This is a genomic window from Mycobacterium cajalii, from assembly GCF_045809005.2.
GTDB lineage: Bacteria > Actinomycetota > Actinomycetes > Mycobacteriales > Mycobacteriaceae > Mycobacterium.
Genome location: NZ_CM141436.1, coordinates 1,292,457 through 1,315,740 on the forward strand (window position 1 = coordinate 1,292,457; position 23,284 = coordinate 1,315,740).

The window sequence follows — 23,284 nt, forward strand, 5'->3', positions numbered from 1 at the left end:
CGTGCCTCTACCATCGGGGGCGATGACCACTTCGTCTTCGCTCTCCCACACCTGTCAAGGCGCGACGCAGCGCGACGCCGCCTGGCAGGACGGCGCCCGCTGGGCGCGGCGGCTGGCCTGGGTGAGCCTCACCGTGCTGCTCGTCGAGGGCGCCATCGGGCTGTGGCAGGGCCTGGCGGTCGGGTCCATCGCGCTGACCGGGTGGGCGCTGGGCGGCGGCGGCGAGGCGCTGGCCAGCGCGATGGTGGTGTGGCGCTTCAGCGGATCCCGCACCCTGTCCGAGACCGCCGAGTCGCGCGCCCGGCGCGGCGTGGCCGTGTCGTTCTGGCTGACCGCGCCCTACATCGCCGCCGAATCCGTGCGCGACCTCACCGACGGGCATCACGCCGAGACCTCGGTGATCGGCATCGTGTTGACGGTGGTCGCGCTGGTGTTGATGCCGGCCCTGGGCTGGGCCAACCACCGGCTGGGCGTTCGGCTGGACTCGGAGGCCACCGAGGGCGAGGGCATCCAGAACTACCTGTGCGCCGTGCAGGCCGCCGGCGTGCTGGTCGGCCTGGCCGTCACCGCGGCCTGGCCGAGCGGCGGCTGGTGGATCGACCCCGCGGTCGGGCTGGCGGTCGCCGCCATCGCGGTGTGGCAGGGCGTGCGCGCCTGGCGCGGCCACGACTGCTGCTGAGCGACGCCGCCTAGTCCAGCCGGTAGCGGATCAGCCGCGAGCTGTTGGCCACCACCGCCACCGACGACGCGTTGTGCAGTATCGCGGCCAGCACCGGCGACAGCGCGCCGCCCGCGCCGATGGCCAGCCCGGCGGCGTTGACCGCGATGGACATGCCGTAGTTCTGGCGGATCACGTCGACCGCCCGGGCGCCCAGGTCCCGCACGTCGAGCAGGCGGTGCAGGTCGTCGTTGGTCAGGGCCACGTCGGCGGTCTCGACGGCGACGTCGGTCCCGGCCAGGCCCATGGCGATGCCGATGTCGGCCGCCGCCAGCGCGGGGGCGTCGTTGACGCCGTCGCCGACCATGCCGACGACGAAGCCCTCGGCCTGCAGCGCGCGCACCGTCTCGAGCTTGTCCTCCGGCATCACCTCGGCGCGCCACTCGTCGATCCCCAGCTCGCCGGCGACGACCTCGGCGATGTCCGGGTGGTCGCCGGTGAGCATGACGATGCGGCGCACACCGCCGGCCCGCAGCTTCGTCAGCACCTCGGCGGCCTCGGGACGGACCTCGTCGCGCAGGCTGACCAGCCCCACCAGCGTGCCGTCCACGGCCAGCAGCAGCGGCGTCTCGGCCTGGCGGCGCAGCCGCTTGACCCACTCGGTGGCCTTCTTGGAAACCCGCACCTTCTCGGCGCGCAGCAGCGACGGGCTGCCCAGCAGCAGGGTGCGGCCGTCGGCGCGGGTCCGCATGCCCAGGCCCACCAGCACCTCGCACTCCTCGTGCGGCGGGATGCTGATGCGGCGCTCCTCGGTCGAGCGGATCACCGCCTCGGCCAGCGGGTGCCGCGAGTGGATCTCCGAGCTGGCCGCATACGCCAGCACCTGTTCGGGCTCCCAATCGGAGTGCATGGCAACGATATTGGTGACCACCGGGCGCCCGACGGTCAGCGTCCCGGTCTTGTCGAACACGATCGCGTCGACGCGGCCGGCCCGCTCGAGGTGGGAACCGCCCTTGATCAGGATGCCGCGGCGCGCGCCGTTGCCGATCGCCGCGCTGATCGCGGTGGGGGTGGACAGGCCCACCGCGCAGGGGCAGGCGATCAGCAGCATGGTCATCGCGCGCCGGACGTCGCCGGTGACCAGCAGGGTCAGGCCGGAGACGATGAACGAGGCGGGAACGAAGCGGCGCGAGAAGTTCTCCCCGACGGTCTGGATCGGCGCCCGGTCGTGCTGCGCCTCCTCGACGCGGGTGATGATGCGCCCGATCGCGGTCTCGTTGCCGACGGCCTGGGCGCGCACCACCAGGCGCCCGCGCACCACGACCGAGCCCGCGTGCACGTGCGCGCCGGCCGTGATGCTCACCGGCAGGTTCTCCCCGGTGATCGCCGACTGGTTGACGATCGCCTCGCCGTCGACCACCTCGCCGTCGACGGGGAGCGCGACGTGGTCGTGGACCACCACCTCGTCGCCGACCTGCACGGTGTCGATCGCGACCTGCACCTCGGTGCCGGCGTCGGGGCCGTCGGTCAGCCGGATCCAGGCGGTGTCCTGGGTGCCGCGCAGCAACTCCGAGATGGCGCGCCGGGTCCGGCGCAGGGTCAGGTCCTGCAGGTACTCGCCGATGTTGAGCAGCCACAGCACGGTGAGCGCGACGACGTTCTCGCCGAGCAGCAGGCTGGCCACCGTCGCCGCCGAGACCAGCGTGTCGGTGCCCGCCTTCCCGGACCGCAGCGAGCGCAGCGCGCCGCGCAGGAACGGGTAGCCGGTGAAGATCGCCACCCCGCCGGCCACCAGCTGCCCGCTCGGCCCCAGCAGCGGCGGCCGGACGAACACGTAGCGGCGCAGCCCGAGCAGGGCCAGCGCCGCCCCGCCGATGACCATCCGCAGCACGTCGGCGTTGCGGATCTCCGCCGAATGCGGTGCGCGCACCGGGATCAGGTCGGCGGCCACGTGCGCGGCCCCGGCGATCGCGGCCAGCAGCGCGGAGCGCTCGGCGCGGCGCGGCGAGTACCAGACGACGACGGAGCCGGTGCGCGGATAGGCGTGCACGACGCGCACGCCGGAGCACTGGGCGACGGCCTCCTCGACCGCGACCGCGCGCCGGGAGTCGCCGCGGACCCAGTCGGCCTTGACGCGCATGCGCCCGGCCGCATCCGAGATCACTGCGAGCGCGAGGTCCTGTAAGGGGGCGTCCGATGCGGGGGCCAGGCTCATCGCGGCGGGATCAGTGGTCGTGGTCGTGCAGGTCGGTGACCGCCGGGGTGGGCGCCTCCTCGCCGATGCGCTCGCGGGCCTCGGCCATCACGTCGGACATCTTCAGGCGGGCCGATTCCGCGGCCTCCTCGGCCTTGCGGGTGCCGCGCAGGCTCAGCTCGGCCGCCGAGACCGCGGCCTGGTGCAGCGGCGCCTTCTTCGCGGCCCGGACCACCAGGTCGTAGGCGGCCGCCCCGACCACCCCGTAGGCCAGAAATATGGCTCCCTTCGCCAAGAATCCCATCGCGTCAACCTTCCTCGTGCCGTGGGCCGATACCGCGGTAGCGACGTTAACATCGAAATATCGCGATATCAACATGGATCGCCCGGCCGGCCGGGGCGCGGGCGGCGGCCCGGTTCACAGCACCCGGGTGACCTTCTCGGCCTCGATCCGGCGCTGCAGCAGGGCTGGATCGGGATGCGCCACCTGCACCAACGACGCGCCGACCGCCAGGATCGCCAGCAGCCCGTCGACCAGGTCGTCCGGCCCGGTCCACGCCGCGCTGGAAAGCACCCGATCCGCCGACGTCAAACCCCTGGCCGCCGCCGATCTTTCGCAGTCCGCCAGGACTTCGCCGACCGACCGGCCGTTCAGCGCGGGACCCGGGTGGGGCTCCGCGACGATCTGGTCGCCGTGCACGCGCACCGCGGTGGCGTAGTCGGTGACGCCGAACGGCAGGTCGGAGGCGGGCCGGCCGAAGGGGTCCAGCGACAGCACCGCCACCTCGCCCCCCGGCGCGGCCGCGTCGGCCTCGTCCAGGCGTTCGGCGGTGCACAACGCGAGGTCCGCCGGGCCGCGGTCGAGCACGGCCTCGGCACCGATCCACCACACCCCGAACAAGACCGCGGCGGTCTGCCAGTGCGCCGGCAGCAGGATCGCGACCCGGCTGCCCGGACCGGCGCCCAGCTCGTCGCGCAACAGGTTGCCGGTCTTGGCGGCCCAGTTGGCCAGCGTCGCCGCGGACAACTCGATGCGCTCGCCGGTCGCGTCGTCGTAGTAGGTGATGCGCGGGCCGACGGGGTCGGTCCGCAGCATCGGTTCCAGGATCGCGCCGGCGAGCGTGCTCAGTTGATGCACTCCGGCTTGTCGGAGCCGGCGGTCAGGATGGGCGAGGGCGCCGGGGTGTCGGTGTCGGCCGCCCCGCCCGCGCTGGACACGTGCGCGGCCGCCGGCTGGCTGTTCGCACCGCCGCCCAGGCCGGAGCCCGGGCCGCTGTAGTCGTTGGCCAGCACCACGCGCACGGTTCCCGGGGCTATCGACGTGTCGGCGACCACCGGCAGCCCGCCCAGTTGCCGGGCGACCTCCTGGGCGCCGACGTCGTCGCTCTTGGCGGCCCGCACCTGGCTGCCCTTGACGTGCCCGCCCACGTTGTTGCCGACGGGTCCGGGCGTGAATCCCTTGGCGCTCAACACGTCCGACACCGCCGCGGCCAGTCCGTTGATGTCGGTGTCGTTGACCACGCTGGCGGTCGTCTTGGCGGGGGTGAAGGCCAGTTCCTCGGTCTTTCCCTCGTCCTGGTTGTGCAGCAGGCCGCTGACCCAGTCCTGCACCTGGTGCGGGTCCACCCGCACCACGCTCTGCATGCCGTCGTCGCTCCAGCCGGCGCCGTCGAGCACCGGGATGGTGGCGAAGGCGACGTTGCCGCCGGCCAGTTTCTGCATCTGCTGCACGAAATCCATGACGTCCCAGCCCGAGGACAGCACCACCGAACGCTGCACGGCGGCCTCCAGGCGCTGCAGCGTGGTGGGGCTCGACAGCGTCTTGCCGGAGATGACCCGGTGGGCCAGCGAGGCCATCACCGCCTGCTGGCGCACGACGCGGTCCAGGTCGCCGCGGGGCAGCTCGTGGCGCTGGCGGACGAAGCTGAGCGCCTCCGGGCCGGACAGGCGCTGCTGGCCGGCGGGGAAGTCGGCGCCCGAGAGCGGCTCGAACACCGGTTCCTTGAGGCAGACGTCGACGCCGCCGAGGGCGTCGGTGATCAGCGCGAAACCGAGCAGCCCGATCTCGGCGTAGTGGTCGACGGTGACCCCGGTGAGTTCGGCGACGGTCTTGATCAGCGCCTCCCGGCCGGCCTCGGTGCCCTGGGCCGCGGCGTGCTCGGCGGAGTCGCCGGCCTTGACCAGGTTGGCGCGCCTGGTCTCGCGGGTCTGGCCGTAGACGCCGTTGATCTTCGTCTTGCCCAGGCCCGGGGCCGACACGTAGGAGTCGCGGGGGATCGAGATGGCGGTCGCCGACTTCCCGTTGTTCGGGATCCGGATCAGGATGATCGTGTCGGTGTTGGTCGCCTCCTCGTCGCCGGCCCGCAGCGTCTCGAGCTCCTCGGCCGACAGCGGGTTGCCGTGCGCGTCGGTGCGGCTGTCCAGGCCGACCAGCAGGATGTCGATCGCGCCGTCGTCGCCGCCCTTGCCCAGCGAGGCCGCCGACATGTGGAAGATGCCGTCCTCGAAGGACCGCACATTGGTCCACGCGATCCCGGTGCCGAGCACGACGAGCACCGTCAGCGCGGTGGCAGTCACACGAACCACACGTTGCACTCCCATCCCACTAGGTTACTTGCGGCACAGCTGCTTCGCGGGTAGCGGCCGCCCGCGTGCCCCGGGCGTGCCAGACTCATGCCATGTCGGGCAGGATCGTGATCAGCGGGGCCGGGGGTCAACTGGGGAGCACCTTGGCGGCGCTCGCGGCCGATCAGGGCCGCGAAGTGCGGGCCTACACGTCGTCGCAGTGGGACATCACCGACCCGGCGGCGGCCGAACGAATCGAGGCCGGCGACGTCGTGATCAACTGCGCGGCATACACCGACGTCGACGGCGCCGAGAGCGACCAGGACCGCGCCCACGCCGTCAACGCCGCCGGGCCCGGATACCTGGCGCAGGCGTGCGCGCGCGCGGGCGCCCGGCTGATCCACGTCTCCACCGACTATGTCTTCGGCGGCGGGGCCTCCGGCGGCGGGGCCTCCGGCGGCGACCCGGCGCACGTCGCGTCGCGCCCCTACGAGCCGAGCGACCCCACCGCGCCGGCGGGCGTCTACGGCCGCACCAAGCTCGCCGGCGAGCGGGCCGTGCTGGCGGCGCTGCCGGACGCCCGGCAGGGCGTGGTCGTGCGCACCGCCTGGGTCTACACCGGCGGCACCGGCAAGGACTTCGTCGCCGTCATGCGCCGGCTGGCGGCCGGCGACGGTCCGGTGAACGTCGTCGACGACCAGACCGGCTCGCCGACCTACGTGGGCGACCTGGCCGCCGCGCTGCTGCAGGTGGCCGACGACGGCGTGCCCGGTCCGGTCCTGCACGCCGCCAACGAGGGGGCGGTGTCCCGGTTCGAGCAGGCCCGGGCGGTCTTCGAGGAGTGTGGCGGAGACCCGTCGCGGGTGCGGCCGGTCAGCACCGCGCAGTTTCCCCGGCCGGCCCCGCGGCCGGTCTATTCCGCGCTGGGCGGCGAACAATCCCGGGCGGCGGGCCTGCGCCCGCTGCGGCCCTGGCGCGAGGCGCTGGTCGCCGCGCTGGCGGCGGCTGGCGGCGTCGCCGCGGGCGACCGACCGTTACCCTCGACGCGTGCCTGACGTCGTACCGGTGGTCACGGTGACCTACTCGCCGGGCCCGCACCTGGAGCGTTTCCTGGCCTCCCTGTCGCTGGCCACGGATCGTCCGGTCGAGGTGCTGCTGGCCGACAACGGCTCCACCGACGGGACCCCGCAGGAGGCGGTCGAGCGCTACCCGAACGTGCGTCTGTTCGAGACGGGGAGCAACCTCGGGTACGGCACCGCGGTGAACCGCGCCGTCGACCGGGTGGGCGACGACAACGACTGGGTGATCGTGGCCAACCCGGACGTGCAGTGGGGCCCGGGCAGCATCGACGCGCTGCTGGACGCCGCCAACCGGTGGCCGCGGGCGGGCGCGCTCGGCCCGCTGATCCGGGACCCCGACGGGTCGGTGTACCCGTCGGCGCGCCACCTGCCCAGCCTGGTCCGCGGCGGCATGCACGCCGTGGTCGGGCCGTTCTGGAAGCGCAACCCCTGGACGGCGGCCTACCGCCAGGAGCGGCTGGAGCCCAGCGAGCGGCCGGTCGGCTGGCTGTCCGGGTCGTGCCTGCTGCTGCGCCGGTCGGCCTTCCGCCAGGTCGGCGGGTTCGACGAGCGCTACTTCATGTACATGGAGGACGTCGACCTCGGCGACCGGCTGGGCAGGGCCGGCTGGTTGAGCGTCTACGTGCCCTCGGCCGAAGTGCTGCACCACCGGGGCCACTCCACCGGGCATGACCCGGCGAATCACCTCACGGCGCATCACAAGAGCACCTACATCTTCCTGGCGGACCGGCATGCTGGGTGGTGGCGGGCACCCCTGCGCTGGACGCTGCGCGGGTCGCTGGAGGTGCGTTCCCGCCTGATGGTGCGCAATTCGCTGCGCAGCAGACGACGCAACGTGGAAGGGCGCCAGAGGTGGCAAAAACCCCGGTCGACGCGGTGATCCTGGTAGGCGGCAAGGGCACCCGGCTGCGTCCGCTGACCCTGTCGGCGCCCAAGCCGATGCTGCCGACCGCGGGGCTGCCGTTCCTGACCCATCTGCTGTCGCGGATCGCCGCGGCCGGCATCGAGCACGTGATCCTCGGCACCTCGTACCGGGCCGAGGTGTTCGAGGCCGAGTTCGGCGACGGGTCCAAGCTGGGCCTGCAGATCGAGTACGTGACCGAGCCGAACCCGCTGGGGACCGGCGGCGGCATCGCCAACGTCGCGCCGAAGCTGCGTCACGACACCGCGATGGTGTTCAACGGCGACGTGTTGTCCGGCGCCGACCTGGGCGAGTTGCTCGAGTTCCACCACGCCAAGCAGGCCGACGTCACGCTGCACCTGGTGCGGGTCGGCGACCCGCGGGCGTTCGGCTGTGTGCCCACCGACGAGGACAACCGCGTCGTCGCGTTCCTGGAGAAGACCGAGGACCCGCCGACCGACCAGATCAACGCCGGCTGCTACGTCTTCCAGCGCGAGGTGATCGACCGGATTCCCCGGGGCCGCGAGGTCTCCGTCGAACGCGAGGTCTTCCCGGCCCTGCTGGCCGACGACCTCAAGGTGTGCGGCTACGTCGACGCCACCTACTGGCGCGACATGGGCACTCCGGAGGACTTCGTGCGCGGGTCGGCGGACCTGGTCCGCGGCATCGCCCCGTCTCCGGCGCTGCACGGCCACCGCGGCGAGCAGTTGGTCCACGACGGCGCCGCGGTGTCGCCCGGCGCGGTGCTCATCGGCGGCACGGTCGTCGGGCGGGGCGCCGAGATCGGTCCCGGCGCGCGGCTGGACGGCGCGGTGATCTTCGACGGCGTCAAGGTCGAGGCCGGCAGCGTCATCGAACGGTCGATCATCGGCTTCGGGGCGCGCGTCGGTCCGCGGGCCCTGATCCGCGACGGGGTGATCGGCGACGGCGCCGACATCGGCGCGCGCTGCGAGTTGCTGCGCGGCGCCCGCGTCTGGCCCGGCGTGACCATTCCCGACGGCGGGATCCGCTACTCCTCGGACGTCTGAGCCCGGCTAGCGGCCCACGGCCCGGGCGACCAGGTAGGCCAGCGCGTGGTCGGCGTCCTCGGGCAGCCCGTCGGCCGGGAACCACCGCAGGTCCAGCGACTCGTCGCTGATCGCTGTCCGCGCGCCGGCCGGCGCGCGCGCCACGAATTGCAGGTCCAGGTGCCGGGTCGGCACGCCCAGCGAGCACACCACGGGGTGGACGTGGACGGCCGCCAGTTCCGGATCGAGGCGCAGACCGGTGATGCCGGACTCCTCGGTCGCCTCGCGCAGCGCGGCGGCGACGATGTCGGCGTCGTCCTCGCCGCCCTCGTCCCCGTCGTTGCAGTGCCCACCCATCTGCACCCAGCGGCGCAGCCGGTGGTGCAGGGTCAGCAGCACCTTGCCGCCGGTGTCGTCGAGCACCAGCGCCGACGCGGTGACGTGGCCGGGCACGCAGTCGCGGCGGCAGGCGTCGGGGCGGGCGTGCAGGAAGGCCAGGACGGCGTGGCGCACCGCGTCCTGGCACTCGTCGGGCGCCCGCCAGTCGGTGAGGACCGAGATCGCCGAGTCGCGAACGCTCACCGCGACACCCGCCCGGTCCGGCGGTCGCGCAGCGCCGACCACGCCGCGCGGCAGCCGGCCACGACGTCGGCGGACCAGCCGAGCCGGTCGATCAGCACGCGGCGATCGACGATGTCGAGGGCCTTTCCGAACTCGCCGGCCTTGAGCAGCAGGTCGACGTCGGCGGCGAGTTCGCCGTCGGCGCAGGACGGCGGCGGGATGGGCAGCTGCTCGGCTTCGGCGGGTTCGAGTTCCAGGATTCCCCCACCGTAACTGCGGCCCCCGATCTCGGCGAAGGCGAACGTCGCGCTGTTGTGGAACGCCGCGGCCAGCGCCGCCGGGTCGGCCCCCGGCCGCAGCCGGACCCGGTGCACGGTGTCGGTGCTCGTCGCGGCGGCGGCGTTGACGGTCAGCCGCGGCGCCTGGTGGATCTGGCGCAGCAGGAACAGGTCGGGCATCCACAGCGACGGCGTGGTCCACCACGGCTTGCGCAGCGAGCACTTGTAGCCGCGGTGCACGCCCGCGGCCTCCCCGGCGGCGATGTGGGCGGCCAGCGCGGCGCCGGCCGGCTCGCGCGGCGCGTCGAGCAGCCAGGTCCGCTGTCCGGCGGCCATGTCGGCCGCCCGGCAGTCGCCGTCGTAGACCAGCCCGGACAGCTGGGCGCTGCGCGAGACGAGCGGGACGCAGTGCGGCGTCAGGCCCCGCGCCCGCGCCTGCGGGTCGGTGAAGGTGAAGAAGCTGTTGCGGCCGGTCACGATGCCCACGTCCACCTCGGCCACGTCGCCGAGCCGGGTCATGGTGCCGGATTCCCTGAGCCGCCGCAGCAGGCGGATCGCGTCGGGCTCGAGGAAGTATGCGGTCCACTTCTCCTGTTCGTGCAGCAGCGCGGGAGCGGAGGCGACGTCGAGGTCCGCGCCGGCGAGGGCGTCGGCGTCGGCGAGGTGGACGGTGCGCACCCGGGCCGGGCCCGCACCCGCGATCCCGCAGAACAACACGACCTCCTGCAGCACACCGCCGAACACCAACCGCTGAAACGTCAGCAGGGTGATGTCGCGGAACCGGCGCAGCAGGAAGTCGCGCAGCTGCGCGGCGTAGCCGACCTGCAGCAGTTCGGCCGGGAGCACCAGGCCCACCCGTCCGCCCTCGCGGACCAGCACCGTGCTCGCGACGACGAACGGGACCCACGCGTTGGTCAGCCGGGTCGGGCGCAGGCCCTCGCGCCGCATCAGGTCCAGTGCCGGTTCGCGCTCGCCGGATGCCCAGTTCCCGAACCGGATGTAGGGCGGGTTGCCCGCGACGCCGTCCCAGCCGCCGGCCGCGGCGGTGGCCAGCCAGGTGAACAGGTTCTCGGCGTCGACGGGTGCGAACCGCCGCGACTTGACCGCCTCGGCGGCGACGAGTTCCACGCCGCGCACCCGGCTGCTCAGGCCGGCCAGCTCGCGCAGGATCGCGCCGTCGCCGCAGGCCGGTTCGACGATGCGCGGGCCGGCCTCCCGGACCCAGCGGGCCAGGAACCGCGCCACCGGTTCGGGGGTGTAGTAGCCCCCGCGAACCTTGTCCGCCGACGCCGCCGGCTTGCCCGCGAACGCCGTCACGGGGTCATATCCCGATCAGCAGGTCCGCGACCGGAACCGGGTCGCGCGGCCCGGCCGGCTCCTCGGCGTAGCCGATCGCGACGGCGCCCAGCGGTTCCCAGTCGGCGGGCAGGCCGAGCTCGGCGCGCACCAGGTCGGCGGCGAAGATCGTCGAGCCGATCCAGCAACTGCCCAGCCCCCGCACCGCCAGCGCCACCAGCAGGGCCTGCACGGCCGCCCCGACCGCCACCGTGAACATGGTGTGCTCGGCGTCGGTGCGGGCGGCGTCGGAATAGGTGTGCGCGCCGTCGGGAACCAGGAACGGGATGACGACCTCGGGTGCGTCGTAGAGGATCTGGCCGCGGGCCACCCGGCGCTCTATCGTCTCGGGGGGCCTGCCGTCGGCGGCGAGGTCGGCGCGCCACCGGTCCTTCATCCGGTCCAGCAGCCGCAGCCGCGTGGCCGGGGTGCGCAACCACGCGAACCGCACCGGCCGGGTGTGGTGGGGGGCCGGCGCGGTCAGGGCCTCGGCGACGGCGGACTCGACGAGTTCGGGCGGCACCGGCCGGTCGCCGAAGGAGCGCACCGACCTGCGCAACAGCTGGGCCTGCCGGCGGCCCAGCTCGAGCGCCTCGGCGGTGCCCAGCCAGAACAGGTCTTCGGTGCCCGGCCGCACCAGGTGCCGGGCCGTCGAGCCGTCGTCGGTCACGTGCAGGCCGCGGACCACGGCCACCGGCATCGCGGTCAGTTTGCCCTTGACCAGGTCGGCGGCGGCCGCGACCTCGTCGGCGACCGCGACCTCGGTGACCAGCAGCTCGTTGCCGTGGCCGTCGACGGCGCCCGAATAGTTGTGCAGCACGGCCAGACCGGCCGCGCCGATCGCCGCGTCGGTCTGGCCGTTGCGCCAGGCCCGGCCCATCGTGTCGGTGACGACCACCGCGACCTCGACGCCGAGGCGTGCCCGCAGGCCCGCGCGCAGGGCCGCGGCGCTGGCGTCGGGGTCGACGGGCAGCAGCGCGAGTTCGTCGCGGCCGACGTTGGAGCCGTCCACGCCGGCGGCGGCCTGGACCAGGCCCAGCCGGCTCTCGGTGATCAGGGTGCGGCCCTTGCGTGCCAGCACCCGCACCGCCTCGTCGTCGACGAGCCGGCGCCGCAGCCGGTCCCGTTCCTCGGCGTCCCGCGGCGCCGGCACCAGGCGGCCCTCGCACTTGGACACCGCCTTGCTGGTCACCACCACGACGTCGCCGTCGCGCAGCCAGGGCGCGGCCGCGGCGAGGGCCGCGGCCAGGTCGTCACCCGGGCGGAACTCGGGGAGCCCGCGCACCGGCAGGATCTCGACCGCGGCCGCGGTGCCGTGCTCGCCGACGCCCGGCCCGCTCACGCGCGCACGCCCGCGAGGTCCAGCCCGGCGGCGACCATGGCGGCCGTGGCCTGCGGGTCGGTCATCACCAGCGGCACCGAACGCACCGCGACCCCCTCGATGAGCGCCCCGTCGCCGTCGTGCACCAGCCAGCAGTCCAGGATGCCGGTGCCGGCGCGCGCCCCGTAGTGGCGGCCCACCGCCTCGGCGGTGGACTCGACCCCGATCACGGACAGGCAGGCATCGGCCATGCCGCGCAACGGCTTTCCGCCGATGATCGGCGAGTAGCCGACGACCGGGGCGGTGGCGGCCCGCAGCGCCCCCCGGATGCCGGGGACCGCCAGGATGGCGCCGACGCTGACCACCGGGTTGGACGGTGCCAGCAGGATGACGTCCGCCTCGGCGATGGCCGCTACGGCTTCGGTTGTGGCGCTGGCTTTTTCGGCGCCGACGAACGCGAAGCTGTGGGTCGGCACCTGGGCGCGGTAGCGCACCCACCACTCCTGGAAGTGGACCGCGCGCCGGCTGTCGTCGGCCGGGTCGGTGATCACCACGTAGGTCTCGCACCGGTCGTCGCTGGCCGGCAGCAGCCGGGCGCCCGGTTGCCAGCGGTCGCACAGCGCCGCGGTGATCTGCGTCAGCGGGTAGCCGGCGCCCAGCATCTGGGTGCGCACCAGATGGGTGCCCAGGTCGCGGTCGCCCAGCATGAACCAGTCCGGCTGCACTCCGTACCGCGCCAATTCGTCTTTGGCGTGCCAGGTTTCGTCGCGGTGCCCCCACCCGCGCTCCGGGTCCACCCCACCGCCTAAGGTGTACATGCAGGTGTCCAGATCCGGGCACACGCGCACCCCGTGGATCCAGGCGTCGTCGCCGATGTTGACGACGGCGGTCAGTTCGTGGTCGTCGGGCGGTTGCCCCGGCGCGCGGAACCGGCCCAGCCCGAGCAACTGCTGGACCCCCAGCAGGAAGCGGGCGCCGCCGACCCCGCCGACCAGAACGGTGACCTTCACAGGGCACGACAGTACCGGCCGGTCACGGTCCGGCGGCGGGCCCATGAGGCGGGCCGGGAAGCGGGACCGGAAACGGTTGTGACAGTTGTGATCGACACGCCGGGGGGCCAAAACAACAGAAACGCCGAAATTTGGTCACGAGATGATATGGAAACGCCGTCTAACGCTTGACCGGGCACATCAACCCGTGTCTAATCACAACAGTGTCATTTCCCGGTTGGCCGGCCGTTTCCGGTGTCGCAGACCGAGATTCGATCACTTGTTCGAATGTTCGAATTGTCTGTACATCAGAACAGTGGGAACCCCTACTCTTCCAATCAGCCTGAGGAGGCGGAAACGCATGTCCTACGAACACCTTCGGGGCGTCATGGCAGGCACACCGCACACCACGTTCGGCTCAGCCCCGGTGGTGCTCGCCCGGCCGCATCTGACCGTGGTTCCCGATGCGCCGGTCGCATTCGAACCCGAACCCGACCCCGAGCCTCTGCCGACCCCGGACCAGTGGCAGGACCGGGCCCTGTGCGCCCAGACCGACCCCGAGGCGTTCTTCCCCGAGAAGGGCGGCTCCACCCGCGAGGCCAAGAAGATCTGCCTGGGCTGCGAGGTGCGCAGCGAGTGCCTCGACTACGCCCTGGCGCACGACGAGCGCTTCGGCATCTGGGGCGGGCTCTCCGAGCGGGAGCGGCGCCGCCTCAAGCGCGGCATCATCTGACGCGACACCCCCGACGCGACACCGCAATTGGCGTCAGTCGTCATCGATCGTCGGGTCGATGACCGAGGGCTCGACGTCGAGGTAGATGGCCACCTGCGCCACCAGGATTTCGTGCAGCAACTCGGCGAGTTCGACGGTGTCCTTTGCCCGTCGCTCGATTGGCTTGCGGAACAACACAATTCGTGCCCGCGTGGCGTTGCCGCGGACGTCGACGCCCGCCGGGATCAGGCGGGCCAGCGCGATCGGCCCGTCGGCGACGACCTCGGGCGGCCACTGCACGCTGTCGGGGTCCTTGGCCGCGATGCGGGGAATTTCGTCGACCGCGACGTCCAGGTCGCCCAGCCGGTCCTGCCAGCGCCGCTCGATGGGTTCGTAGGCTTCCAGGACCGCCATGTCGAACCGCTCCGCCCGGCTGCGCCACCCCGGCACCGTCGGCGGCAGCAGCGGACCGCGCATGTCCCGGCCCCGCCGGGACACCCGGGGCGAGCCGGGCCGGCCCCCCTGCCGATCGCTGCGGCCGAAGCCGCGCCAGCCGCCGCGGGAATCACTCATCGGGCACGATGGTAACGGTTGGACATCGGGCGCCGAGCGATTGCGCGTGTCCGGCGCTTCGGCGGGGTTTGTCCACGATAACCTTTCGGCGTGAACGTTCCCCGTCGCTGTTGCCGGCCCGGGTGTCCGCACTACGCCGTGGCGACTCTGACGTTCGTCTACTCGGATTCGACGGCCGTTGTGGGTCCACTCGCGACCGCGCGGGAGCCGCATTCGTGGGACCTGTGCGTCGGCCACGCCGGCCGGATCACGGCGCCCCGCGGGTGGGATCTCGTGCGCCACGCCGGCCCGCTGCCCACCCATCCCACGCATCCCGAAGACGACGACCTGGTGGCGTTGGCCGACGCGGTGCGTGAGGTCGGGCCCGGCGAGACGCCGCTGCCCGGCCTGCCCGGTTTCCGGCAGAGCGGATCCTCCGAGCCTCAGGTTCAGCACGCCGCCGCCCACGCCACCGCACCGAGCGGCGGCGTGCTCGCGCCCCCCGAGCACCGGTCCGGGCGCCGCCGCGGCCACCTGCGCGTGCTGCCCGATCCGACGGACTAGGCGGCTTCGGCGCCGACCGACCGTGGCTGCCCGTGCCCGCCGGAGGTTATAGGCTGGCGGCCAAGAGTCGAAGCGATCCATGGCGTCAGGAGGCCCCGCATGTCTCGGCCCGCCGCGGCCGTCCACCGTGTCGTCAAGGCGTACGACGTGCGTGGGCTGGTCGGTGAGGAGCTCGACGAGTCGCTGGTCGCCGAGTTGGGTGCCGCGTTCGCCGGGCTGATGCGCGCCGAGGGCGCGCGCCAGGTCGCGATCGGCCACGACATGCGGGAGAGCTCACCGACGCTGGCGGCCGCGTTCGCCGCCGGCGTCACCGGGCAGGGCCTGGACGTGGTGCGCATCGGTCTGGCGTCCACCGACCAGCTCTACTTCGCCTCGGGGCTGCTGGACTGCCCCGGCGCGATGTTCACCGCCAGCCACAACCCGGCGGCCTACAACGGCATCAAGCTGTGCCGCGCCGGGGCCAAACCCGTCGGCGCCGACACCGGTCTGCGCGTCATCGGCGACGACGTGATCGCCGGAGTCGCGCCCTACGACGGGCCGCCCGGTACCGTCGCCGATCGCGACGTGCTCGCCGACTACGGCGCCTACCTGCGTTCGCTGGTGGACACCTCCGGGCTGCGGCCGCTGCGGGTGGCCGTGGACGCCGGCAACGGGATGGCCGGGCACACCACGCCCGCCGTGCTCGGCGCGATCGAGTCGATCACGTTGCTGCCGTTGTACTTCGAACTCGACGGCTCGTTCCCCAATCACGAGGCCAACCCGCTCGACCCCGCCAACCTGGTGGACCTGCAGGCCTACGTGCGCGAGACCGGGGCCGACATCGGGCTGGCCTTCGACGGCGACGCCGACCGCTGCTTCGTGGTCGACGAGCGCGGCGAACCGGTGGCGCCGTCGACGGTGACCGGCCTGGTCGCCGCCCGCGAGCTCGAGCGCGAGATCGGCGCGACCGTCATCCACAACGTCATCACCTCCCGGGCGGTGCCCGAACTGGTCACCGAACGGGGCGGCACGCCGCTGCGCTCGCGGGTCGGCCACTCCTACATCAAGGCGCTGATGGCCGACACCGGCGCGATCTTCGGCGGCGAGCACTCGGCCCACTACTACTTCCGCGACTTCTGGGGCGCCGACTCCGGGATGCTGGCCGCGCTGTACGTGCTGGCCGCCCTCGGCGAGCAGGAACGGCCGCTGTCGGAGCTGACCGCCGACTACCAGCGCTACGAGTCCTCCGGCGAGATCAACTTCACGGTGACCGACGCGCCGCAGTGCGTGGAGGCGGTGCTGAAGTCGTTCGGCGCCCGCATCCACTCCCTGGATCACCTCGACGGGGTGACCGTCGACCTCGGTGACGGCAGCTGGTTCAACCTGCGCAGCTCCAACACCGAGCCGCTGCTGCGGCTCAACGTCGAGGCCCGCACCGCCGAGGACGTCGCCGCCGTCGTCGAGCGGGTCCGGGCGGAGATCGGCGCGGCGACCGCGGCGCTGCCGGGGGACGCCGTCCCGTGAACGCGACCCGGGCGATCGACCTCGAGGACGCCGAGGGCCTGCTGGCCGCCGACCGGGACGGCCTGCTGCGGGCGGCGTCGTCGGCCGGCGCCCAGGTGCGTGCCGTCGCCGCCGCCGGCGAGGAGGGGACGCTGGACACGCTGCGCGTCGACCACCCGCCGCGCAGCGTGATCTGGGTGGCCGGCCGCGGAACCGCCGAGACCGCAGGCGCCATCCTGGCCGCGACGCTCGGTGGCGAGGTCTCCGCGCCCATCGCGGTGCTCGGCGAGGCGCCGCCGTGGATCGGCCCGCTGGACGTGCTGATCGTCGCCGGCGACGACCCCGGCGATCCGGCACTGGTCACGGCCGCCGCGACCGGGGTGCGCCGCGGCGCGCGGGTCGTGGTGGCGGCGCCGTACGAGGGCCCGCTGCGGGATTCCACCGCCGGGCGGGTCGCCGTGCTCGCCCCGCGCCTGTGGGTGCCCGACGAGTTCGGGCTGTGCCGCTACCTGGCCGCCGGCCTGGCCGCCCTGCGCACCGTGGACGCCAGAACGGGCATCGACCTGGGGCGGCTCGCCGACGAGCTGGACGCCGAGGCCCTGCGCAACAGCGCGGGCCGCGACCTGTTCACCAACCCCGCCAAGACGATCGCCGCGCGGATGTCCGGTCGCCGGGTCGCGCTGGCCGGCGACTGCGCCGCCACGCTGGCCGTGGCGCGGCACGGCAGTTCGATCCTGTTGCGGATCGCGCACGAGGTGGTCGGCGCCGCCGGCCTCGCCGACGCGGTCGTGGCGCTGCGCGCGACCGACGGCTTCGGCGGTGCCTCGTCGTCGGTGGACTCGCTGTTCCACGACGAGCAGATCGACGGGCCGCTGCCCGAACGGCTGCGGGTGCTGGCGCTGACGCTGGCCGCCGAACGCACGGTGGTGGCGGCGCGCGTGGCCGGGGTCGACGACGTCCATCTGGTCTGCGCCCAGGACGTGCCGGCTTCGCCGGATGCGCCCGGCGGACCGGCCGAAGCCGGTGGTGGGGCCGGTGCCGAGCGCATGCCGGCCGGTGCGGGCAGCGCCTGGCAGCAACTGGCAGTATTGGCCGTCCGGCTGGAGATGGCCGCGGTTTACCTGCGACTGGTGCGGGGATAGATACACACGTGGAACTGCTACGCGGGGCCTTGAGGACGTACGCATGGGGGTCGCGTACCGCCATCGCCGAGTTCACCGGCCGGACGGTGCCGGCGGCCCACCCGGAGGCCGAGCTCTGGTTCGGCGCACACCCGGGCGATCCGGCCTGGCTGGAGACCGAGCACGGCGAGGTCTCGTTGCTGGACGCGCTGGTCGCCGACCCGGAGGGCCAGCTCGGGCCCGGCTCGCGCGCCCGGTTCGGCGACGTGCTGCCGTTCCTGGTGAAGGTGCTGGCTGCCGACGAGCCGCTGTCGCTGCAGGCCCATCCCAGCGCCGAGCAGGCCGTCGAGGGCTACCTGCGCGAGGAGCGGCTGGGCATCCCGGTGAACTCGCCGGTCCGCAACTACCGCGACACCTCCCACAAGCCGGAGTTGCTGGTCGCGCTGCAGCCCTTCGAGGCGCTGGCCGGGTTCCGTCAGGCCTCGCGCACCGCGGAGCTGCTGCGGGCGCTGGCGATCGCCGAGCTGGACCCCTACATCGAGCTGCTCAACGACCAGTCCGACGCCGACGGCCTGCGGGCGCTGTTCACGACCTGGATCACCGCGCCCCAGCCCGACCTCGACGCGCTGGTCGCGGCCGTGCTGGACGGCGCGATCGCCTACGTCAGCTCCGGCGCGACCGAGTTCGCCGACGAGGTCAAGACGGTGCTCGAGCTCGGCGAGCGCTACCCCGGCGACGCCGGGGTGCTGGCTGCGCTGTTGCTCAACCGCATCAGCCTGGCCCCGGGTGAGGCGATCTTCGTGCCGGCCGGAAACCTGCACACCTACCTGCGGGGCTTCGCCGTCGAGGTGATGGCCAACTCCGACAATGTGCTGCGCGGCGGGCTGACCCCCAAGCACGTCGACGTCGCCGAGCTGCTGCGGGTGCTCGACTTCGAGCCCACCGCCGAGGCGCGGCTGCGCCCGCACATCCGCCGCGAGGGCTTCGGGATGGTGTACGAGACCCCGGCCGAGGAGTTCGCGGTGGCGCTGCTGGCCCTCGACGGCGAGTACCTCGGGCACGAGGTCGACGCGTCGTGCAGCCACGAGGGGCCGCAGGTCCTGCTGTGCACCCAGGGGTGCACGACGGTGCACGGCAAGTCCGGCTCTCTCACGCTGCGGCGCGGGATGGCCGCCTGGGTGGCCGCCGACGACGGCCCGATCCGGCTCGTCGCGCGCGAGCCCACCAAGTTGTTCAGGGCGACCGTGGGGCTGTGACGGCCCGCCGCTCCGGCGAGGCCTGCCGGCGCTCGCCCAGCCACAGCTTCATGTTGTGGGCGACGGCGCGGCCGACGAGCCGCGGCGGCGGCACCATGTAGAGGCTGTCGAGCAGCGAGAACCGGCGCAAAAACCATTCGGCCAGCACGGGTTCGGTCTCGGCCGCGCCGAGGAACTGGTCGAACAGCGCACCGACCGGCCGCCGCCAGCGGGGGATCGGGTCGGTCTCGGCGTGGTGGAAGCTGACGTCGCCGATGGCGTTCATCAGCCACACCGGGTAGGTGGTCTTCGCGGTGGCCCGGTTGAGCGTCGCCGCCACCCGGGCGTTCGGCTGCTGCAGCGCCCGCCGCAGGTGTCCGGCCTGCAGCGACGTCATCGTCATGCCCTGCCCGAAGGTGGGGTTGAAGCTGGCGACCGCGTCGCCGAACGGGACGATGCCGCCCGGGAAGCGGTCCAGTTTGTCGTAGCGCCGCCACCGGCTGGCCGGGAAGGCGCGAAACGCCGGCTCGCCGAGCGGCTCGGCCTGCGCCAGCGCGGCGGTGAAATGCGCCGGCAGCAGCTCCTCGGCCAGCGCCAGCATCTCCGGGAACGTCCGCGGCGGTTTGGCGTCGGCCACCCCGAAGGTGGTGAGCACCCAGGTGCCGTCCTCATAGCACAGCATGCCCAGCCCCAGCGACTGGTCGTGGGAGGCCCCGGCGACGACCACCTTCTCGGCGATCGAGCCGTCGGGGATCCGCAGCTGCCGGGTGGCGTAGTTGATGCCGGTGTCCAGGGTCCGTTCGGGCGGGCGCCGGTATCCCCACTGCTCGAGCCACACCGGTAGCCGGGTGCCGCGGCCGGCCGCGTCGACGACCAGGCCGGCCGGCACGAACTCGGTGCCCTCGGGGCTGCCGGAGTCCAGCAGCACCCCGGTGACCCGCTGCGGGGATCGGTCGAACCCGGGCTCGGCGACCCGGCGCCGCACGATCTCGACGTTGGCGATCTCGACGTTGGCGATGTCGCGGACGCGCCGGCGCAGCTGCCACTCCAGGTGCGGGCGGCTGGGCACGAAGGCGGTGAACTCGTCGCGCAACGTCCGCCCCACCCCGAGCACGTGACCCGCGGCGGCGAGGTGGATGCAGTCGGGCCGGTTCTCGAGCATCGGCACGCCCGCGGCGACCATGTCCTCGAGCAGTCCGGGGAACAGGCCGTCGAACTCGATCGCCCCGCGGGCCATCAGCATGTGCAGGTGCCGGTCCTGGGGCACCGTCGCGCGGTTTGCCGGGGTGTCGGGCAACTCGTCGCGTTCGTAGACGGTCACCCCGCGTAGAACTCGGAGAGCACCCGGGCGGCGCACAACCCCGCGATGCTGGCCCCGATGACGACCGCGTGATCCCGTGTGTTGCCCTCGCCCCCGGACACTCTCGCAGCCTACCCAGTACTGTGCCGTCCAACGGGTGACCAACGGGAGGGTGGATGGCCAATCGGTGGCGCACGAAGTCCGTAGAGCAGTCGATCGCCGACACCGACGAGCCGGACACCCGGCTGCGCAAGGACCTCAACTGGTGGGACCTGGTGGTGTTCGGCGTCGCGGTGGTGATCGGCGCCGGCATCTTCACGGTGACCGCCTCGACCGCCGGCGACATCACCGGCCCGGCGATCTGGGTCTCGTTCGTGATCGCGGCGGTCACCTGCGCGCTGGCGGCGCTGTGCTACGCCGAGTTCGCGTCGACGCTGCCGGTGGCCGGCAGCGCCTACACCTTCTCCTACGCCACCTTCGGCGAGTTCCTGGCCTGGATCATCGGCTGGAACCTGTTGCTGGAACTGGCGATCGGCGCGGCCGTGGTGTCCAAGGGCTGGTCGACCTACCTGGCGACGGTGACCGGATACGCCGGTAGCCGCCTCGAACTGGGATCGGTCCGGCTCGACTGGGGGGCACTGCTGATCGTCGCGGTGGTGGCGACCCTGGTCGCGCTGGGCACCAAGTTGTCGTCGCGGTTCTCGGCGGTGGTCACCGGCGTCAAGGTGGCGGTGGTGGTGCTGGTCGTGGTGGTCGGCGCCTGCTACGTCAAGGGCTCGAACTACTCGCCGTTCATCCCGCCGCCCGAAGCGGGGCACGAGGCCTCGGGCGTCAATCAGTCGGTGCTGTCGCTGCTGACCGGGGCGCACAGCAGCCACTACGGCTGGTACGGCGTGCTCGCGGGGGCGTCGATCGTGTTCTTCGCGTTCATCGGCTTCGACATCGTGGCCACCATGGCCGAGGAGACCAAGCGGCCCCAGCGGGACGTCCCCAAGGGCATCCTGGTGTCGCTGGCGATCGTCACGGTCCTCTACGTCGCGGTGTCGGTCGTGCTCTCGGGCATGGTGCCCTACTCCGCGCTCAAGACCGTCCCGGGCCGGGGGCAGGCCAACCTCGCCACGGCGTTCACCGCGAACGGTGTGCACTGGGCCAGCAAGGTCATCGCCGTCGGGGCGCTGGCCGGGCTGACGACCGTGGTGATGGTGCTGATCCTCGGGCAATGCCGGATCCTGTTCGCGATGGCGCGCGACGGGCTGTTGCCGCGCTCGTTGGCGAAGACCGGTGCGCGGGGAACCCCCGTGCGGATCACCGCGCTGGTCGCGGTGGTGGTGGCGCTGACGGCCTCGGTGTTCCCGATCGCCAAGCTCGAGGAGATGGTCAACGTCGGAACGCTGTTCGCGTTCGTCCTGGTCTCCGCCGGCGTCATGGTGCTGCGCCGCACCCGTCCCGACCTCGAGCGCGGCTTCCGGGCGCCGTGGGTGCCGCTGCTGCCGATCGCCTCGATCTGCGCCTGCGTGTGGCTGATGCTGAACCTCACCGCGCTGACCTGGATCCGGTTCGGGGTCTGGCTGGTCGTGGGGATCGCCATCTACCTCGGGTACGGGTACCGGCACTCGGCGCAGGGGCTACGGCAGGCGAGCCGGGTAGACGCCCCGTAGTCCCTTTACAAAATAGCGCCTTATGTCTAGACGCGAGACGCGGCAGGTCGTATTGTCAACCTCACGTAGTGGTGTGACTCACGAGGAGGTTTGGCATATGACCACACTCAACTCCCGGGCGGGCCGGGACGTTGAACGAGCCGAGGCGCCGGTCTGGCGGGACAAGAAGCGCCGGCTGTGGCTGCTCGGGCTCGTCGCCCCGACGGCGTTGTTCGTGATGCTGCCGTTGATCTGGGCGCTCAACCGGCTCGGGTGGCAGACCGGCTCGCAGGCGTTGCTGTGGATCGGCCCGCTGCTGGTCTACGTCCTGCTGCCGATCCTGGACCTGCGCTTCGGGCCGGACGGGCAGAACCCGCCCGACGAGGTGATGGAGCGGCTGGAGAACGACAGGTACTACCGCTACTGCACGTACGTCTACGTCCCGTTCCAGTACCTGAGCGTGGTGCTGGGCGCCTACCTGTTCACCGCGTCCGACCTGAGTTGGCTCGGCTATGACGGCGCGCTGGGCTGGGCGGGCAAGCTGGGCGTGGCGCTGTCGGTCGGCGTGCTCGGCGGCGTCGGCATCAACACCGCGCACGAGATGGGCCACAAGAAGGACTCGCTGGAGCGCTGGCTGTCCAAGATCACCCTGGCGCAGACCTGCTACGGGCACTTCTACATCGAGCACAACCGCGGCCACCACGTGCGGGTCGCCACCCCGGAGGACCCGGCCTCGGCCCGCTTCGGGGAGACGTTCTGGGAGTTCCTGCCGCGCAGCGTGTTCGGCAGCCTGCGCTCGTCGCTGCGGCTGGAGGCCCAGCGGCTGCGCCGGCTCGGCAAGAGCCCGTGGGACCCCAGGACTTACCTGTCCAACGACGTGCTCAACGCCTGGCTGATGTCGGTGCTGCTGTGGGGCGCGCTGATCGCGGTGTTCGGCCCGGCGCTGATCCCGTTCGTGGTGATCCAGGCCGTCTTCGGCTTCTCCCTCCTGGAGGCGGTCAACTACCTCGAGCACTACGGGCTGCTGCGGCAGCAGACCACCACCGCGTCGGGCGCGGTCCGCTACGAGCGGTGCGCGCCGGTGCACAGCTGGAACTCCGACCACATCGTCACCAACCTGTTCCTCTACCACCTGCAGCGGCACAGCGACCACCACGCCAACCCGACGCGCCGTTACCAGACGCTGCGCAGCATGGCGGACGCCCCGAACCTGCCCAGCGGGTACGCGTCGATGATCTCGCTGACCTACTTCCCGCCGCTGTGGCGCAAGGTGATGGACCACCGGGTGCTCGAGCACTACGGCGGCGACATCACCAAGGTCAACGTGCAGCCGCGGCTGCGGGCCAAGATGCTGGCCAGGTACGGCGCGTCCGGCCAGGCGGGTGCGGCATGACCGCCTACCGCTGCCCGGGCTGCGGCTACGTCTACGACGAGGCGCAGGGCAATGCACGCGAGGGCTTTCCGGCCGGCACGACGTGGGACCGGATCCCCGACGAGTGGTGCTGCCCGGACTGCGCGGTGCGCGAGAAGGTCGACTTCATACCGATGGGAGCGAACGCGTGAGCGACCACAGACTGTTCCGCTGCCTGCAGTGCGGCTTCGAGTACGACGAGGCGCTGGGCTGGCCCGAGGACGGCATCGACCCCGGCACCCGCTGGGACGACATCCCCGAGGACTGGAGCTGCCCGGACTGCGGCGCGGCGAAGTCGGACTTCGAGATGGTGGAGATAGCGCGGCCGTGATCGCCACGACCGTCTCCGCGAATGCCGTCGCGAAAACAGATATCGTCGCGC

General features: G+C 72.7%; 22 protein-coding genes and 1 pseudogene. 13 read left to right on the forward strand and 10 right to left on the reverse strand.

Annotated elements, in window-relative coordinates; genetic code table 11:
- The first annotated feature begins 22 nt into the window (after positions 1 to 22).
- Positions 23 to 679, forward strand: a complete 657-nt coding sequence (locus ACJ512_RS06185) for a cation transporter (protein WP_407685571.1) — start codon at positions 23 to 25, stop codon at positions 677 to 679.
- 10 nt (positions 680 to 689) lie between these two features.
- On the opposite strand, the gene ctpC is transcribed toward ACJ512_RS06185, so the two are convergent.
- From ctpC to ACJ512_RS06205, 4 genes are all read right to left on the reverse strand, one after another.
- Entirely contained in the window at positions 690 to 2,873 is a 2,184-nt protein-coding gene (gene ctpC, locus ACJ512_RS06190; RefSeq protein ID WP_407685572.1) for a manganese-exporting P-type ATPase CtpC, read from the reverse strand.
- 10 nt (positions 2,874 to 2,883) lie between these two features.
- The gene (locus tag ACJ512_RS06195) at positions 2,884 to 3,156 is read right to left on the reverse strand and encodes a DUF1490 family protein (RefSeq protein WP_407685573.1); all 273 of its coding nucleotides are present in this window, start codon (positions 3,154 to 3,156) and stop codon (positions 2,884 to 2,886) included.
- 114 nt (positions 3,157 to 3,270) lie between these two features.
- Positions 3,271 to 3,990: a TIGR03089 family protein gene (locus ACJ512_RS06200; RefSeq protein WP_407685574.1), complete on the reverse strand. Its 720-nt coding sequence runs from the start codon at positions 3,988 to 3,990 to the stop codon at positions 3,271 to 3,273.
- On the reverse strand, positions 3,978 to 5,453 hold the full coding sequence (locus ACJ512_RS06205; RefSeq protein ID WP_407685575.1) for an LCP family protein: 1,476 nt from the start codon (positions 5,451 to 5,453) through the stop codon (positions 3,978 to 3,980). The genes ACJ512_RS06200 and ACJ512_RS06205 overlap by 13 nt, the downstream gene beginning before the upstream one ends.
- Before the next feature lie 77 nt (positions 5,454 to 5,530).
- Between ACJ512_RS06205 and rfbD the strand changes: the two genes are divergently transcribed.
- From rfbD to manB, 3 genes are read left to right on the forward strand one after another with little or no spacing between them, the layout of a single operon-like run.
- Entirely contained in the window at positions 5,531 to 6,472 is a 942-nt protein-coding gene (gene rfbD, locus ACJ512_RS06210) for a dTDP-4-dehydrorhamnose reductase (RefSeq protein WP_407685576.1), read from the forward strand.
- 10 nt (positions 6,473 to 6,482) lie between these two features.
- Positions 6,483 to 7,376, forward strand: coding sequence for a glycosyltransferase family 2 protein (locus tag ACJ512_RS06215; RefSeq protein ID WP_407685597.1), 894 nt, complete (start codon positions 6,483 to 6,485; stop codon positions 7,374 to 7,376).
- Positions 7,349 to 8,425, forward strand: a complete 1,077-nt coding sequence (gene manB, locus ACJ512_RS06220) for a mannose-1-phosphate guanylyltransferase (RefSeq protein ID WP_407685577.1) — start codon at positions 7,349 to 7,351, stop codon at positions 8,423 to 8,425. Before ACJ512_RS06215 ends, manB begins: the two co-directional genes overlap by 28 nt.
- 6 nt (positions 8,426 to 8,431) lie before the next feature.
- On the opposite strand, the gene ACJ512_RS06225 is transcribed toward manB, so the two are convergent.
- Genes ACJ512_RS06225 through cofD form a run of 4 tightly spaced genes read right to left on the reverse strand, consistent with a single transcriptional unit; the run spans position 8,432 to position 12,909 of the window.
- Entirely contained in the window at positions 8,432 to 8,986 is a 555-nt protein-coding gene (locus ACJ512_RS06225) for an NUDIX hydrolase (RefSeq protein ID WP_407685578.1), read from the reverse strand.
- Entirely contained in the window at positions 8,983 to 10,560 is a 1,578-nt protein-coding gene (locus tag ACJ512_RS06230; protein ID WP_407685579.1) for an Eco57I restriction-modification methylase domain-containing protein, read from the reverse strand. The genes ACJ512_RS06225 and ACJ512_RS06230 overlap by 4 nt, the downstream gene beginning before the upstream one ends.
- Before the next feature lie 4 nt (positions 10,561 to 10,564).
- Positions 10,565 to 11,920: a coenzyme F420-0:L-glutamate ligase gene (locus tag ACJ512_RS06235; protein ID WP_407685580.1), complete on the reverse strand. Its 1,356-nt coding sequence runs from the start codon at positions 11,918 to 11,920 to the stop codon at positions 10,565 to 10,567.
- Positions 11,917 to 12,909, reverse strand: coding sequence for a 2-phospho-L-lactate transferase (gene cofD / locus ACJ512_RS06240; protein ID WP_407685581.1), 993 nt, complete (start codon positions 12,907 to 12,909; stop codon positions 11,917 to 11,919). Before cofD ends, ACJ512_RS06235 begins: the two co-directional genes overlap by 4 nt.
- A gap of 367 nt (positions 12,910 to 13,276) precedes the next feature.
- Between cofD and ACJ512_RS06245 the strand changes: the two genes are divergently transcribed.
- Positions 13,277 to 13,621, forward strand: a complete 345-nt coding sequence (locus ACJ512_RS06245; protein ID WP_407685598.1) for a WhiB family transcriptional regulator — start codon at positions 13,277 to 13,279, stop codon at positions 13,619 to 13,621.
- A 33-nt stretch (positions 13,622 to 13,654) separates the two neighbouring features.
- Here ACJ512_RS06245 and ACJ512_RS06250 read toward each other — a convergent pair whose 3' ends face one another.
- Positions 13,655 to 14,077 (reverse strand): metallopeptidase family protein, encoded by a 423-nt coding sequence (locus ACJ512_RS06250; RefSeq protein ID WP_407685599.1) that lies wholly within the window; start codon positions 14,075 to 14,077, stop codon positions 13,655 to 13,657.
- Positions 14,078 to 14,263: 186 nt separating this feature from the next.
- Here ACJ512_RS06250 and ACJ512_RS06255 point away from each other — a divergent pair, with 186 nt between their 5' ends.
- The 4 genes from ACJ512_RS06255 (at position 14,264) to manA (ending at position 18,575) form a co-directional block, all read left to right on the forward strand.
- A complete protein-coding gene (locus tag ACJ512_RS06255) occupies positions 14,264 to 14,716 on the forward strand; it encodes a DUF3499 domain-containing protein (protein ID WP_407685582.1) in 453 nt (150 codons plus the stop codon).
- Between the two features lie 99 nt (positions 14,717 to 14,815).
- On the forward strand, positions 14,816 to 16,219 hold the full coding sequence (locus ACJ512_RS06260; protein ID WP_407685583.1) for a phosphomannomutase/phosphoglucomutase: 1,404 nt from the start codon (positions 14,816 to 14,818) through the stop codon (positions 16,217 to 16,219).
- On the forward strand, positions 16,216 to 17,340 hold the full coding sequence (locus ACJ512_RS06265) for a TobH protein (protein ID WP_407685584.1): 1,125 nt from the start codon (positions 16,216 to 16,218) through the stop codon (positions 17,338 to 17,340). Before ACJ512_RS06260 ends, ACJ512_RS06265 begins: the two co-directional genes overlap by 4 nt.
- Positions 17,341 to 17,348: 8 nt before the next feature.
- Complete coding sequence (gene manA / locus ACJ512_RS06270) at positions 17,349 to 18,575, forward strand: mannose-6-phosphate isomerase, class I (protein WP_407685585.1); 1,227 nt, start codon at positions 17,349 to 17,351, stop codon at positions 18,573 to 18,575.
- On the opposite strand, the pseudogene ACJ512_RS06275 reads toward manA, so the two are convergent.
- Positions 18,553 to 19,976, reverse strand: a pseudogene (locus ACJ512_RS06275) (FAD-dependent oxidoreductase). The gene manA and the pseudogene ACJ512_RS06275 overlap by 23 nt on opposite strands.
- Positions 19,977 to 20,030: 54 nt before the next feature.
- Here ACJ512_RS06275 and ACJ512_RS06280 point away from each other — a divergent pair.
- The 4 genes from ACJ512_RS06280 (at position 20,031) to ACJ512_RS06295 (ending at position 23,233) form a co-directional block, all read left to right on the forward strand.
- Positions 20,031 to 21,512 carry an amino acid permease gene (locus ACJ512_RS06280; protein ID WP_407685586.1) on the forward strand — a complete coding sequence of 494 codons (1,482 nt, stop codon included), beginning with the start codon at positions 20,031 to 20,033 and terminating at the stop codon, positions 21,510 to 21,512.
- 97 nt (positions 21,513 to 21,609) lie between these two features.
- Positions 21,610 to 22,884, forward strand: a complete 1,275-nt coding sequence (locus ACJ512_RS06285) for an alkane 1-monooxygenase (protein WP_407685587.1) — start codon at positions 21,610 to 21,612, stop codon at positions 22,882 to 22,884.
- Entirely contained in the window at positions 22,881 to 23,054 is a 174-nt protein-coding gene (locus tag ACJ512_RS06290) for a rubredoxin (RefSeq protein WP_407685588.1), read from the forward strand. Before ACJ512_RS06285 ends, ACJ512_RS06290 begins: the two co-directional genes overlap by 4 nt.
- Positions 23,051 to 23,233, forward strand: a complete 183-nt coding sequence (locus tag ACJ512_RS06295) for a rubredoxin (protein WP_407685589.1) — start codon at positions 23,051 to 23,053, stop codon at positions 23,231 to 23,233. Before ACJ512_RS06290 ends, ACJ512_RS06295 begins: the two co-directional genes overlap by 4 nt.
- The last annotated feature ends 51 nt before the right edge of the window (positions 23,234 to 23,284 follow it).

Excerpts from the sequence above, each read along its gene's own strand:
- ACJ512_RS06185 (WP_407685571.1), top strand. The coding sequence starts at position 23 with ATGACCACTTCGTCTTCGCTCTCCCACACCTGTCAAGGCGCGACGCAG.
- ctpC (WP_407685572.1), bottom strand. The coding sequence starts at position 2,873 with ATGAGCCTGGCCCCCGCATCGGACGCCCCCTTACAGGACCTCGCGCTC.
- ACJ512_RS06195 (WP_407685573.1), bottom strand. The coding sequence starts at position 3,156 with ATGGGATTCTTGGCGAAGGGAGCCATATTTCTGGCCTACGGGGTGGTC.
- ACJ512_RS06205 (WP_407685575.1), bottom strand. The coding sequence starts at position 5,453 with ATGGGAGTGCAACGTGTGGTTCGTGTGACTGCCACCGCGCTGACGGTG.
- rfbD (WP_407685576.1), top strand. The coding sequence starts at position 5,531 with ATGTCGGGCAGGATCGTGATCAGCGGGGCCGGGGGTCAACTGGGGAGC.
- ACJ512_RS06245 (WP_407685598.1), top strand. The coding sequence starts at position 13,277 with ATGGCAGGCACACCGCACACCACGTTCGGCTCAGCCCCGGTGGTGCTC.
- ACJ512_RS06250 (WP_407685599.1), bottom strand. The coding sequence starts at position 14,077 with ATGCGCGGTCCGCTGCTGCCGCCGACGGTGCCGGGGTGGCGCAGCCGG.
- ACJ512_RS06260 (WP_407685583.1), top strand. The coding sequence starts at position 14,816 with ATGTCTCGGCCCGCCGCGGCCGTCCACCGTGTCGTCAAGGCGTACGAC.
- ACJ512_RS06280 (WP_407685586.1), top strand. The coding sequence starts at position 20,031 with ATGGCCAATCGGTGGCGCACGAAGTCCGTAGAGCAGTCGATCGCCGAC.
- ACJ512_RS06285 (WP_407685587.1), top strand. The coding sequence starts at position 21,610 with ATGACCACACTCAACTCCCGGGCGGGCCGGGACGTTGAACGAGCCGAG.
- ACJ512_RS06290 (WP_407685588.1), top strand. The coding sequence starts at position 22,881 with ATGACCGCCTACCGCTGCCCGGGCTGCGGCTACGTCTACGACGAGGCG.